Source organism: Mycobacterium dioxanotrophicus, from assembly GCF_002157835.1.
GTDB classification, from domain to species: domain Bacteria; phylum Actinomycetota; class Actinomycetes; order Mycobacteriales; family Mycobacteriaceae; genus Mycobacterium; species Mycobacterium dioxanotrophicus.
This window is the reverse complement of sequence record NZ_CP020809.1, coordinates 5,247,055-5,259,961: the sequence shown is the minus strand read 5'-3', so window position 1 is coordinate 5,259,961 and position 12,907 is coordinate 5,247,055. Positions and strand designations below refer to the sequence as shown.

Here is a 12,907-nt window from a genome sequence, read left to right as displayed (position 1 = left end):
GCAGTACTAGAGCCAGGACCGTCTTCGCCTGTCGCCCATGGTCCACAACCATGGGCACCATGCCCGAATTGAGATCCAGGACCATCACCCACGGCCGCAATATGGCGGGAGCGCGCGCCTTGCTCCGCGCCGCAGGCGTGTCCGCCGCCGACTTCGGAAAGCCGATCGTGGCCATCGCCAACAGCTTCACCGAGTTCGTGCCCGGCCACACCCATCTGCAACCCGTCGGGCGCATCGTGTCCGAGGCGGTCGGTGCGGCCGGCGGGATAGCCCGCGAGTTCAACACGATCGCCGTCGACGACGGTATCGCGATGGGCCACGGCGGCATGCTCTACTCGCTGCCGTCCCGCGACCTCATCGCCGACTCGATCGAGTACATGGTCAACGCACATCGCGCCGACGCGCTCGTGTGTATCTCCAACTGCGACAAGATCACCCCCGGCATGTTGATGGCGGCGCTGCGGCTCAACATTCCCACCGTGTTCGTCTCGGGCGGTCCGATGGAGGGCGGCACAGCCACACTGGTCGACGGAACGGTGCGCGGTGGTCTGCACCTGATTTCGGCGATGGCCGACGCGGTGGCTCCCGAGATCTCCGACGCCGACATGGAGCGTGTCGAGTCCGCGGCGTGCCCGACCTGCGGATCGTGTTCGGGCATGTTCACCGCGAACTCGATGAACTGCCTCACCGAGGCGATCGGTCTGGCGCTGCCGGGGAACGGGACGACGCTGGCGACCCACACGGCCCGCCGCCGGCTGTACGAAGACGCGGGCACCACGGTGGTCGACCTGGCGAGGCGCTACTACGACGAGGACGACGAGCGGGTGCTACCGCGCAACATCGCCTCGGCCGCAGCATTTTCCAATGCCATGGTGGTAGACATCGCCATGGGTGGTTCGACCAACACGATCCTGCACCTGCTGGCAGCGGCGCGCGAGGCCGAGGTCGACTTCAGCCTTGCCGACATCGAGACCCTCTCGACGCAGATTCCGTGTATCTGCAAGGTCGCACCCAACGGCAGGTATCTGATGGAGGATGTGCACCGCGCGGGCGGCATCCCCGCGGTGATGGGTGAGCTGCGGCGTGCCGGCCTACTCGACACCGAAGTGCATGCGATACACGCAAACTCACTCGCCGCGTGGCTCGATGAGTGGGATCCGAGGTCTGCGACGGTCTCGGCCGAGGCCGTCGACCTGTTCTACGCCGCGCCCGGCGGGGTGCGTTCGAGTTCGGCGTTCTCCCAGTCCCGCCGTTGGGAGAGCCTCGACCTGGATGCGGCGTCAGGCTGTATCCGCGATGTCGCCCATGCGTATTCCGCGGACGGCGGCCTGGCGATCCTGCGGGGAAACCTCGCCGAGGACGGATGCGTGGTCAAGACCGCCGGTGTCGACGAGTCGATCCTGCGCTTCAGCGGGCCCGCGGTGGTGGTCGAATCCCAGGAAGAGGCGCAGGACGTCATCCTCACCGGCCGGGTGCGGCCCGGAGACGTCCTCGTGGTGCGATACGAGGGACCGCGCGGTGGCCCGGGGATGCAGGAAATGCTCTATCCGACCTCGTATCTCAAGGGGGTCGGGCTTGCCAAGGTGTGTGCGCTGATCACCGACGGACGGTTCTCCGGCGGGTCGTCGGGCCTGTCGATCGGGCACGTCTCGCCGGAGGCCGCTGCCGGTGGCGTCATCGCGCTGGTGCAGGACGGGGACCGCATCGACATCGACATCCCGGCCCGCCGCATCGAATTACTCGTCGACGCCGCTGAACTCGATGCCCGCCGACGTCGTCTGGAACACGGCGGTGGTTATTGGCCCCAGCGCCGGGACCGCGAGGTGTCACCGGCACTGCGGGCCTACGCCGCGATGGCCCTCTCGGCGGACCAGGGTGCGGTGCGCGACGTGTCGTTGATCGAGGCTGCGAGTCGGGCCGGGGCTCCGGCCCGACTCGCAGCGACGGGAGTGCCTACAACGCAATGTTGACGGCTTTGGTCTGGGTGTAGAGGTCGATGGCCGATGCAGCCAGTTCCCGGCCCCACCCTGATTGCTTGTATCCGCCGAACGGCATCGCGGTGTCGAAGCCGTTGTATTGGTTGATCCACACCGAGCCGGCCTGCAGTTGCCGGGCCAGCCGATGAGCCCGCGAGAGGTCCCGCGTCCAGATGCCTGCAGCCAATCCGTAGATCGAGTCATTGGCCGCGGAGGCGATGTCGTCGTCGGCCCGGAACGGCATGGCGGCCACCACCGGGCCGAAGATCTCTTCGGCCACCACACTGAATTCCGGTCGTACGTCGACAAATACGGTCGGCTCGACAAAGAAACCCGCGTCGCCCCATCGCTTTCCACCGCACAGGGCGCGTGCTCCGTCCGCCAGGCCTGCGGCCAGATAGCCCGTGACCTTCTCGAACTGGCTCTGGGAGATCAGCGGTCCGAGTTGCGTGGCGGGATCGAGGCCGTGACCGATCGTGACGCGCGAGGCGGCGTCGGCCACCGCTGCGGTGAACTCGTCGAATATCTGGTGCTCGACGAACAATCGTGTTCCGGCGACACAACACTGGCCGTGGTTGAACAGCCAGGCGTTGAGCGAACCGGTCACCGCTGCGTCGAGATCGGCGTCGGCGAACACGATGTTGGGACTCTTGCCACCCAGCTCCAGTGACACCTTCTTGAGGTTGCCCTCGGCGGCGGCCAACACTCGTTTGCCGACCTCGGTGGAACCCGTGAACGCGATCTTGTCCACGCCGTCGTGTGCGGCCAGCGCAGCGCCTGCGTCACCGAACCCCGTCACCACGTTCACCACGCCGGGCGGGAAGCCGGCTTCGACGAAGAGCTCACCCAGCAGGAGGGCCGAAAGTGGGGTTTGTTCAGCGGGTTTGAGCGCGACGGTGTTGCCTGCGGCCAGTGCCGGTGCCAGCTTCCACGCGGCCATCAGGATCGGGAAATTCCAGGGCACGATGAGTCCGCAGACACCAACGGGCTCACGCAGTGTGTAGGCGTGGAACTGGCCGCCCGGAACGTTGGGCATGGAGACGTCGACCGTCGTGCCCTCGATCTTGGTGCACCAGCCGGCGTAGTAGCGGAAGACATCGGCGGCCCAGGCCACGTCGACTGCGGTGGCCACCGTGGCGGATTTTCCGTTGTCGAGCGCCTCCAGCTGGCCGATCTGTTCGGCGCGTTCGGAGAGCAGATCACCGACCCGCCACAGGAGACGCTCGCGTTCATTGGGTTTCAGGTTGCGCCACGCCCCGGCGTCGAAGGCGCGGCGGGCAGATCGCACGGTCCGGTCGACGTCCTGCGCGTCTGCACGGGCGACGTCGGCGAGCCACCGCCCGGTACCGGGATCGTCGGTCGAGAAGGTCTGGCCGGAGCCGGAGTCGACCCAGTCGCCGTCGATCAACAGGCGTTTCGGGCCGTCGAGGAAGCGGGCGACCGCGGGCAGAACGGCATGGCCTGCAACGGTCATGGGATCGGTTGTCATGGATGGCATGGGCTTGTCTCAGTTCTCGTCGCGGTAGTACCGGCCCACCGCGTCCAGTCGGTCGAGGGTGTGCTGCAGCGGTACCACATTGAAGGCCTCGTCGAGCTGGTTGCATGCGGCGTCGAAAACGCCCTCGACGCGCGGCTTCCCGCGGGAGATGCCGCTGACCGCCGCGGTGTACCCGCGCTCGAGGAACGCCTGGGGGTGGTGCACCACCAGCACGGTGTCACCGATCGCCGGCATCGGCTCACCGGGGCCGAAGACACCGTGGGCATCGACCATCTGGTTGTAGAGGTAAGGAATTCGGCATCCTCGGGCGGAGTCGAGATCGGTACCGGCCGCGGCCGACATGGGTTGCGGGTCATACAGATCCGAGACGAAGCTGAAGACCCCGCCTGCCGTGTAGACATTGTCGCCCCAGTAGTGGCTGACCTCGGTGACCACGACCTGTGCGGGCCGTTCGGCCATGTCCTGCTTGGCGTGGAAGCCGCCGGAGCCGGCCAGCGACACGCCGGGCTCCACCTCGGTGACCCCGTAACCCGCGAGTACCGGGAATGTCCCGACATTGGCGTTGCCACCGACGTTGAGATGCAGATCGCGCAGGCCGAACTCACGTTCCAGCAACTCCTTGGCCCGCAGCATGGTGAAGAACGCCTCGGTCGGCTTCACCACCGATGGGTCCCCGGTCTCTCCGTAGCTGATGGCCGAAAATTGGGTCAATCCGGCGACTTCGACGTTCGGCAGGTCCAGCAGCGGACGGATCCCCGCAACACAGGTGTCCTCGGTCCAACCGCCGACAAGACCGCTGAACGCCCCGTCGTCGACACCGACAATCGGTGTTCCGGTCGGCGCCTGGTTGGTCACGCGTACGTAGAGTCGCTGCGTGATCCCGAGTTGCGACGCGGCGGCGGACACCCGCTGTGCGGCCTCGTAGGTGTAGACCGTGATGAACTCGGGGCGCATGGCGACCACAGCGGGAACCTGGGCAGCCGGGATGTTCTGGATGTGACCGACGTTGCCGAGGGGGAAGCCGTAGCGATGAATCCGGTGCGCCTGAAGCGTTTCCACGGCACAGGTGGACGGGATGCCGCACTCCAGCATCACCTTGGTCATGAACGGGTTCAGGCCGTTCTGCTTGGTCATGGCGTACACCCGCAGCCCGTGCTTGTCGGCGGCCGCGGCGGTACGGCGGGCATTGTCGGCGATCACGTCCAGGTCGATCATCTGTGTGGCCGACGGAACTTCACCGCGTTGGTGCAGTTCGATGGCCGCGGCGAGCATGGCCGGGTTGAGTTCGAAGGCGCGGTCGAGAAGTGTGCTCATATCTCAGCTTTCGGTGTAGTAGGCGGCCAGTTCCGGAAGTGTCATCGCCGGGGGATTGTCGAGATCGAGTCCTGTGCAGCTGCGCAGACGGTCCTTGAACCACCGGTCGAACGGCCGTGACGATGCGCTCATCCTCTGCAGTGCCACCGCGAAATCGACGGATTCCAGGTAGGCCACCAGGATGTCGTCATCGCCGGATCCGGCGATGAACCATGCCTCCTTGCCTACCTCGAGTTCACGTTGTGATTCGGCGTAGGCCTCGGCCCGAGGTCCGGACAATTCGGCCAGGAATGCCTTGGTTTCCGGTGTCTGTCCGGCGAGGATCGGAAGGTGCAGGAGGGTGGGGGACATGAGGGATTCCTTTCAGTTGGTGGTGGTCGGGGTGGAGACGATGGTTTTGGTGTCGCCGTCTGGTACGGGGTCTCGATGGCCGAAGTCGGCGTAGACGCTCGGCTGTGCGCGGCGCATGTAGTACGCGCCAAGCAGCCCCATCCCGAAGGCCACAGGTAACAGCATCCAGAGATGGTTCATCAGGTTCGACGTCGCACCCGTCAGTGCCGGGAAGTGCCAGACGGACAAGCCGATGCCTGCGGCGAGGAGTACGGCCGCGGCGGTGGGCGCGATCGTGGTGCGCCACAGTTCGCGGTCGGCCCGGCGTGCGAAGAACCCGACCACCGCGCAGCTCGCAAGTCCTTGCAGGCACAGCATTCCCAACGCGCCGAGGCCGAGGAACCCCGCGGCGATGTCCTCCACGTCGAGCCGGGTGAGCGCCATGATGACAAGGACTGCCCCGGCGAATCCCAATTGGGTCCGGCTCGCGACGTGTGGTGAACCGTGCCGCCGATGCACACGGGCGAGAGCGCGTGGCAGTGCACCATCGCGGGCCAGCGCGAACATGTAGCGGGCCGTGGCGTTGTGGAAGGCGAGGAGCGCGGCGAAAAGGCTGGTGCACACCAACAGATGCATGATGTGGTCGGATATCCCGCCGACGTACAAGGTGTTGGCCTTGAAGACGAAGTCGGAATCCTCTTGTGCCGCTTGGACTGCGCCGTCGGCGCCGAAGGCCGCTATCAGCGACCAGGTGGTGAGCACGTAGAACCCCGTGATGAGGGCCAACGCGATGTAGGTGGCCCGCGGAATGGTGCGGCGTGGTTCGCGTGCCTCCTCGCCGTAGATCGCGGTGGCTTCGAAGCCGGTGAACGACGAGAAGGCGTAGACGATGCTCACCCCGATCGTGGCGGTGAAAACCGAGCTCGGCGTGAACGATTCCACCGGGAATGCTGCTGGGCCGTTCTTGACCAGGACCATCACGTCGAGCAATCCGAGGATGACGAACTCGGCTGCCAGCAGAACACCGAGAACTTTCGCGCTGAACTCGATCCGGAAGTACGAGAGCGTCACGAGCACCAGATAGGCGAGCAACGACCAAACCTGCCACGGCAGTTCGATACCCAGGTCGGCTGACGCGGCGCCCTGGGTCGAGATGCCGACGAATGCGATCAGCGCGACGACATAGGCGTTGTAACAGATCAGCGCCATCATGGCCGCTCCCATGCCGAAGGCACGGCCGAGCCCTCGCGTGATGTACACGTAGAAGGCGCCGGCGCTGACCACATGGCGGCTCATCGCGACGTATCCCACCGCGAACAGGGCGAGGGTGATGCCCGCGATGACGTAGATACCCGGGGTCCCGATGCCGTTGCCGTGTCCGATGGATGCGCCGGCCCCGACGAACATCGCCCCGAGCGGGGACGCTGCGGCCACGACCATGAAAACGATTGCCCCTGTGCCGATCTGACCTGATCGCAGCGTTGGGGGCGGATTGCCGTCCGAGGAAGCCATGCTGGCCAACTTTCTTGGGTGGGGAAAGGGTCTGCGGCCCAGGCGCTGTCGCGGTCGCGGGCCGGAGAGGAAGCCGCTTCGACGGCTGACAGCAGCGTATAAGTCATCAGATAACCTGACAAGAGGGTGCGTGTGATTCAGTCGACTTCTTGGGGAACGGTGATGGTTGGCTCACGTGAATGGTTCGGTCCGGTTGCGGTCGGACACATCAGACAAGCTGATAGCGTTTCGCCATGGCAGAACTTCGGAGGTTCTCGCTCGTAGAGCAGGCGGCCGACCAGATCGCGGCGCGTATCACGGCGGGTGAATGGGAAATCGGAGCCAAGCTGCCCGCCGAGTCGGCTCTGGCCGCCGAACTCGGCGTGGGCAGATCCACTGTGCGCGAAGCCGTCAAGCAGCTGCGCGGTCTGGGGCTGGTCGAGGCCCGTCAGGGCTCAGGGGTGTTCGTCATCGCACTCGAGCGATCCGAGGAGTGGGAGGCGGTCCTGCGCCGGGCCGACATCGACGATGTCCTCGAAGTTCGGGAGGCCATCGAGGTGAAGGCGGCTGAGTTGGCAGCCGGCCGTAGGGATTCCAGGGATCTGACCCGGCTCAGGACGACGCTGAAGAGTCGGGCCGAGGCCGAGGGCGGTCGATCGGATGACACGCTGGTGGATGCGGACATCGAGTTTCATCGCGCGATCGTGCGCGCGGCGCACAATCCGGTGCTCTCGGAGCTGTTCGAATCCTTCGCGCCGAGGATCCGGTCGGCGATGCTCGACATGCTGCGAATGTCTCCGGACGACCGGCATCGCCACGACCAGGACGCGCATTCGGGCATCATGGAGGCGATCCGTCAGCGCGACCCGGTCAGGGCTGCGGCTGTCATGCTCGAGCAGCTTGAATCCGACCGCCGGGGTAACGAACAAGCTGCCGTCGCGGCCGACTGATACCGGTGTGGCCGCCGCCTGGGCAGCGGCCACACCAAATCTGGCTAGCCTTGGGCGGCAAGCACATCCGGTCGGTGCTGCGACCAGGGCCGTATGCGCTCGAAAGCGGCCGCCGCTTGGAGTACCGCGGCGTCGGCCCTCAGCCCGCCGACGATCTGCAGCCCGACGGGCATGCCCGCGGCCGTGAATCCCGCGGGCACCGAGATCGCCGGATTGGTCGTCATGTTGAAGGGATAGGTGAGCAGCCAGCCCATGACCTGATGCGGCAGTGGGGCATCCGACAAGCTGTCGGGGCAGAACCGGTCGGCGGCGAACGTCGGTTGGGTGGTGACAGGCGTGACAAGGTAGTCGAAGTCACGCATGAACGCCGTCATCTGATCGACCATGCGACCACGTGCGGCGTCGGCTCGCTGGATGTCGCGTGCGCCCAGTCGTGCGCCCGCCCTCATCACTTCGACGAGTTGTTCGTCGACCCGGCCGGCCTCTGCATCCCAGTCCGCCGCGTCGAGCATCGACGAGTAGACCGGGGCCCAGACGCCTTCCCACATGGTCTGTTCAGGGTTGTCCCAGCCCGGATCGGCTTCTTCGACAACGCAACCCAATTCGGTGAAGGCCGAGACCGCGCGGCGGCAGATGTCGTTGATCTCGGGGTCGACGCTGGCGTATCCCAGATCCGGCGACCAGGCGATGCGCGCACCGGCGATGTCCTGGTTCAGCGCCGCGACGTAGTCGACGCCGTCCGACGGCAGCGAAAGCGGATCGGCCGGGTCGAATCCCGCCATCGTGTTGAGCATCAGCGCGGTGTCGGCCACCGTGCGGGTGATCGGACCGTGGTAGGCGAAGGTGTGGAACCGACCGGCAAGCCGGGTCTGCGGGATCCGGCCCAGGGCCGGTTTGAACCCGACAACCCCGTTGAGTGCGGCCGGAATGCGTACCGACCCACCGCCGTCCGTGCCCTGCGCCAGCTGCCCGATCCCCGCTGCGACGGCTGCGCCCGCGCCGCTGCTGGATCCCCCTGCGGTCATGCCGTGCCGCCAGGGGTTGTGGGTCGTGCCGTAGAGATGGTTGGAGGAGTTGGCCTTGTACCCGCCCTCAGCTGGATTGGTCTTGCCGAGGAACAGGCCACCCGCCGACTTCAATCGTGCGGTCACCGGTTCGTCGTGCTGGGCCACGGCATCCTTGAATGCGACGATCCCGGAGGTCGCCGGGGTACCCGCCACGGCGCACACCTCTTTGAGGCTGAACGGGATGCCGTGCAGCGGCGATACGGCTTGCCCGCCCGCGAGCTGCTCGGTGAGCGCCTTGGCGTCGGCCATCACCTGGTCGGGGTTGTGGTAGACGAACGCGTTGAGCGTGGGGTTGACGTCGGACATCCGGCGCAGCACGGCCTCGGCCACATCGAGCGGGGTGACCTCACGCGCGGCAATTCTGCTGGACAACTCGACCGCAGGCATCCAGCACAGATCTTCGTAATCGGACATGGCCCTCACTTTCCACGGGTTGCTTGAAGCAGGCCTGCCTGATGGAGCCTACAACTTATCAGACAACCTGATAAGTCCTACGCGTGTGAAAAGCCAGGGCGAGGAGCTAGGGGCGTGTCAGGCCTGCTCGCCGGCCAACGCGGTGAGTTCGGGTCCTGACACGCGGTAGGTGGTCCATTCGGTCTGCGGTTTGCCGCCGACGGCGTCGTACAGTGCGATGGCGTTGACGTTCCAGTTCAGCACGGCCCAGGTGAGCCGGGAGTAGCCGTTCTCCACGCACTCGGCTGCCAAGGTGGCCAACAACTTTCGGGCCAGCCCGCGACGCCGGAACGCGGGCCGTACGTAGAGGTCTTCCAAATAGATCCCGGCGACCCCGTCCCAGGTGGAGAAGTTGAGGAACCACACCGCGGTGGCGGCCACCTCGCCGTCGATCTCGACGATGTGCCCGTAGGCAACCGGCTTCTCGGCGAAAAGCGCGGTGTGCAACTGGGTTTCGGTGACGGTGCACTCGTCGAGCGCCTTCTCGAACTCGGCGAGTTCGCGGACCATCGCGGCGATCTCGATCTCGTCGCCGGGGCGTACCCGTCGGATCACTTCGGTCATGCTGCCCCCAGTCCTTTCAGGATGGTCCGGAATTTCGTTGTGGTCTCGTCGACTTCGTCGTCCGGGTCGGATTCGGCGACGATGCCGCCGCCGGCGTGGGCCAGCGCCTCCCGGCGGTCCGCGGACAGCACGGCACACCGGATCGACACCACCCAGCGACCGTCGCCATCGGCGTCGCACCAACCCACCGCCCCCGCGTAGAACCCGCGGTCGCCCTCCAACTCGCCGATCAGCGTGGCGGCTGTGTCGGTGGGAACCCCGCCCACGGCGGGGGTGGGGTGCAGGGCGAGCGCGAGATCGATTGCGGTGATGTCTTTTCCGCGCAACCGCCCGCGCATCGGGGTGCTCAGGTGCCACAGGGCGTCCGTGCCGTGCAATTCGGGTTCGGCGGCGATCTGCAGGTCCACGCACAGCGGATCGAGGGCCTTGCGCATGACGTCGACGACCAGTTGGTGCTCGTGGCGGTTCTTCGCCGACGCTGCCAGCGCGTCGGCGTTGGCGCGGTCGGTGGCCGGATCGGCCGACCGTGGCGCCGAACCGGCGAACGGCTGGCAGATCACCGTGTCGCCCCGGCGGGCGACCAGCAGTTCGGGGCTGGCTCCCACCAAAACGGTTCCGGTGTATCGCGGGCCGGCGGGCGACAGGTCCGCGAGGTACACCGTGGCGGCCGGATCGGCGTCGGCCAACCTGCGCAGCACGGCGCGCGGGTCCCATGCGCCGTCCGCGGTGAGCCGCAGCGCCCGGGCCAGCACCACCTTGTCCAGCGCAGTGTCCGGATCCCGCAGGCGCGCCACCGCCTCGGCCACCCGGTCGCGGTGCACCCCACTGGCGGGCAGGGTCTCGCGCGACGTCACCGAAGGCGTCGGCCCGGCCGGCCAGTCGGGCAGTGCCTCGGCGCGGTGGACCGTCATCGGTTCCTGCAGAGCGGCCGGTTGTGTGGTGTCAAAGGGCAACGCGCCCACAATGATTGACGCCGCACCGGAGCGCAGTGCCGATTGCGCGTCGGGAATCCGCGAATAACCGGTCCGCACGCCCTCGGTGACCAGCGCCCCCGACGGCCCGGCCAGCACGAACCCCGGGTTCAGTGCGACGGCAGGCACGGATTGGTGCGGCCGCTGAGACCGAGCGCATTGAGCTGCCGCCTACCGTCTTTGAAACCGCATACCGCGACCGAGGCCGTGTCCATCATGAAGCGGATACCCTCGGCTATCGGCAGCTCGACCCAGCGGACCAGCACCGACCGGGAGAAATGACCGTGCCCGACGAAGACGACGTCCCGGGTTTCGAGGTATCCCAACGCCAGCTCGATCGCCTGGTCCGCGCGGGCAGTGACGTCGGCCGGGCTTTCCCCACCGGGGCCGCCATGCGTCCACACCGTCCAGTCCGGCACCATCGCATGGATCTGCTGCGGAGTCAGGCCCTCGTACTCGCCGTAATCCCATTCGGCGAGCAGTCCAGACACCTCGTCGATGGTCAGGCCGGCCAATTCGGCCGTCTCCAGCGCGCGACGCCGCGGGCTGCAGATCACGACCGGGTCCTGCAACTGCAGATCGGCCAGCACCGCGGCTGCCGACTTGGCCTGCTCTCGTCCGGTATCGGTGAGATCGAGATCGGTGCGGCCGGTGTGTTGACCTGATTTGGACCATTCGGTCTCGCCGTGACGGAGCAGCATAAGTCGGTGCTGTGGGGCGGTCATACGGCGATTCTGCCGCACGTCCGACGGCACCCGCCGGGAGCGTGCTTGGATGGAAGGCGTGACGCGGGTACTAGCGGTCGCCAATCAAAAGGGTGGGGTAGCGAAGACGACGACGGTGGCGTCGTTGGGAGCGGCGATGGTCGAACTCGGTCAGCGCGTGCTGCTGGTCGACCTGGACCCGCAGGGATGTTTGACGTTCTCGCTTGGCCAGGATCCCGACAAGCTTCCGGTGTCGGTGCACGAGGTGCTGCTCGGGGAGGTCGAGCCGGACGCGGCGCTGGTGCAGACCGACGAAGGCATGACGCTGTTGCCCGCCAACATCGACCTGGCGGGCGCCGAGGCCATGCTGTTGATGCGAGCCGGCCGCGAATATGCGCTCAAACGGGCCCTGGCCAAGGTGGCCGAGCAGTTTGATGTGGTGATCATCGACTGCCCGCCGTCGCTGGGCGTGCTGACCCTCAACGGGCTGACCGCTGCCGACGAGGTGATCGTTCCGCTGCAGTGCGAGACGCTGGCGCACCGCGGTGTCGGGCAGTTCCTGCGCACCATCACCGATGTCCAGCAGATCACCAACTCCGATCTGACCCTGCTGGGCGCCCTGCCCACGCTCTACGATTCGCGCACCACCCACAGCCGCGACGTGCTCCTCGACGTGGCCGACCGCTACCAGTTGCCGGTACTGGCGCCGCCGATTCCGCGCACCGTGCGGTTCGCCGAGGCGACCGCGTCGGGTGCCTCAGTGCTGGCCGGCCGTAAGAACAAGGGCGCCGAGGCCTATCGGGAGTTGGCCGAGGCGCTGCGCAAGTACTGGAAGTCCGGGAAAGCGATGGCCACCTTCACTCCCGAGGTGGTGTAGCCGGTCCTCATGGCGAGAGTGCTCGCGGCCGCGACGGCCACCGATCAGGGCCCGGTCCGGGTCAGTAACCAGGACGCGGTGCTGGTCGAGGGAGCGCTCTACGCGATCGCCGACGGCTTCGGCGTGGTCGGCGACCAGGCCAGCAGGCTGGCCCTCGACACCCTGCGGGCCGGTTTCCTGGCCGCACCCCACCGCGACGGGCTGCTGGCCGCGGTGCGCCGGGCCAACGAGCAGGTGTGCACGCATGTCACGTCGGACGGTGCCAGCTCGGGATGCACGCTGACCGCGGTCGCGATGTTCGACGACGAACAGGGCGGACCGATGGTCGTCAACATCGGCGACTCACCGCTGTACCGCATCCGCGACGGCCGCATGGAACAGCTCACAGCCGATCACAGTGTGGCCGGTGAGTTGGTGCAGGCCGGGGAGATCACCCGCGAGGAAGCCCGGTTCCACCCTCAGCGCCATCTGCTGACCCGTGCGCTGGGCATCGGGTCGGTGATCCGCGTCGACGTCGCCGACCTCGATTGCCGGCCCGGCGATCGCCTGCTGATCAGCAGTGACGGGCTGTTCGCCGCGGCGGACGAGTCCGCCATCGCCGATGCGGCCACCGCGACGGAGCCCGAGACGGCGGTCCGGCAGCTGATCGAGGTGGCCAACAACGCCGGGGGCAGCGACAACACCAGCGTCATCGTCATCGACCTCGGTTGAC

12 protein-coding genes are annotated in these 12,907 nt (G+C 66.9%); 4 read left to right on the top strand and 8 right to left on the bottom strand.

Annotated elements, in window-relative coordinates; translation table 11 throughout:
• Positions 1-59: 59 nt before the first annotated feature.
• The gene (gene ilvD, locus BTO20_RS25610; RefSeq protein WP_087082662.1) at positions 60-1,970 is read left to right on the top strand and encodes a dihydroxy-acid dehydratase; all 1,911 of its coding nucleotides are present in this window, start codon (positions 60-62) and stop codon (positions 1,968-1,970) included.
• Here ilvD and BTO20_RS25605 read toward each other — a convergent pair.
• The 4 genes from BTO20_RS25605 to BTO20_RS25590 are packed head-to-tail and all read right to left on the bottom strand — an operon-like array spanning position 1,954 to position 6,630.
• Complete coding sequence (locus tag BTO20_RS25605) at positions 1,954-3,450, bottom strand: aldehyde dehydrogenase family protein (RefSeq protein WP_087078836.1); 1,497 nt, start codon at positions 3,448-3,450, stop codon at positions 1,954-1,956. The two genes, ilvD and BTO20_RS25605, sit on opposite strands and share 17 nt — an antisense overlap.
• A gap of 33 nt (positions 3,451-3,483) precedes the next feature.
• Positions 3,484-4,788, bottom strand: coding sequence for an alanine racemase (locus tag BTO20_RS25600; protein ID WP_087078835.1), 1,305 nt, complete (start codon positions 4,786-4,788; stop codon positions 3,484-3,486).
• A 3-nt stretch (positions 4,789-4,791) separates the two neighbouring features.
• On the bottom strand, positions 4,792-5,139 hold the full coding sequence (locus tag BTO20_RS25595; RefSeq protein ID WP_087078834.1) for a hypothetical protein: 348 nt from the start codon (positions 5,137-5,139) through the stop codon (positions 4,792-4,794).
• Positions 5,140-5,151: 12 nt separating this feature from the next.
• A complete protein-coding gene (locus tag BTO20_RS25590; protein ID WP_087078833.1) occupies positions 5,152-6,630 on the bottom strand; it encodes an APC family permease in 1,479 nt (492 codons plus the stop codon).
• A 233-nt stretch (positions 6,631-6,863) separates the two neighbouring features.
• On the opposite strand from BTO20_RS25590, the gene BTO20_RS25585 reads away from it, so the two are divergent.
• The gene (locus BTO20_RS25585; protein ID WP_087078832.1) at positions 6,864-7,559 is read left to right on the top strand and encodes a FadR/GntR family transcriptional regulator; all 696 of its coding nucleotides are present in this window, start codon (positions 6,864-6,866) and stop codon (positions 7,557-7,559) included.
• A gap of 44 nt (positions 7,560-7,603) precedes the next feature.
• Here the strand turns inward: BTO20_RS25585 and BTO20_RS25580 are convergent, their stop codons facing one another.
• The 4 genes from BTO20_RS25580 to BTO20_RS25565 all read right to left on the bottom strand — a co-directional run bounded on the left by BTO20_RS25580 (position 7,604) and on the right by BTO20_RS25565 (position 11,339).
• Positions 7,604-9,040, bottom strand: a complete 1,437-nt coding sequence (locus BTO20_RS25580; protein WP_087078831.1) for an amidase — start codon at positions 9,038-9,040, stop codon at positions 7,604-7,606.
• Between the two features lie 117 nt (positions 9,041-9,157).
• The gene (locus tag BTO20_RS25575; protein ID WP_087078830.1) at positions 9,158-9,643 is read right to left on the bottom strand and encodes a GNAT family N-acetyltransferase; all 486 of its coding nucleotides are present in this window, start codon (positions 9,641-9,643) and stop codon (positions 9,158-9,160) included.
• Positions 9,640-10,743 carry an isochorismate synthase gene (locus BTO20_RS25570; protein WP_198344065.1) on the bottom strand — a complete coding sequence of 368 codons (1,104 nt, stop codon included), beginning with the start codon at positions 10,741-10,743 and terminating at the stop codon, positions 9,640-9,642. Before BTO20_RS25570 ends, BTO20_RS25575 begins: the two co-directional genes overlap by 4 nt.
• Positions 10,725-11,339 carry an acid phosphatase gene (locus tag BTO20_RS25565; RefSeq protein ID WP_087078829.1) on the bottom strand — a complete coding sequence of 205 codons (615 nt, stop codon included), beginning with the start codon at positions 11,337-11,339 and terminating at the stop codon, positions 10,725-10,727. The genes BTO20_RS25570 and BTO20_RS25565 overlap by 19 nt, the downstream gene beginning before the upstream one ends.
• Positions 11,340-11,388: 49 nt before the next feature.
• Between BTO20_RS25565 and BTO20_RS25560 the strand changes: the two genes are divergently transcribed.
• Both BTO20_RS25560 and BTO20_RS25555 read left to right on the top strand, forming a co-directional pair.
• Positions 11,389-12,195: a ParA family protein gene (locus BTO20_RS25560; protein WP_198344064.1), complete on the top strand. Its 807-nt coding sequence runs from the start codon at positions 11,389-11,391 to the stop codon at positions 12,193-12,195.
• 9 nt (positions 12,196-12,204) lie between these two features.
• A complete protein-coding gene (locus tag BTO20_RS25555) occupies positions 12,205-12,906 on the top strand; it encodes a PP2C family protein-serine/threonine phosphatase (RefSeq protein ID WP_087078828.1) in 702 nt (233 codons plus the stop codon).
• The last annotated feature ends 1 nt before the right edge of the window (position 12,907 follow it).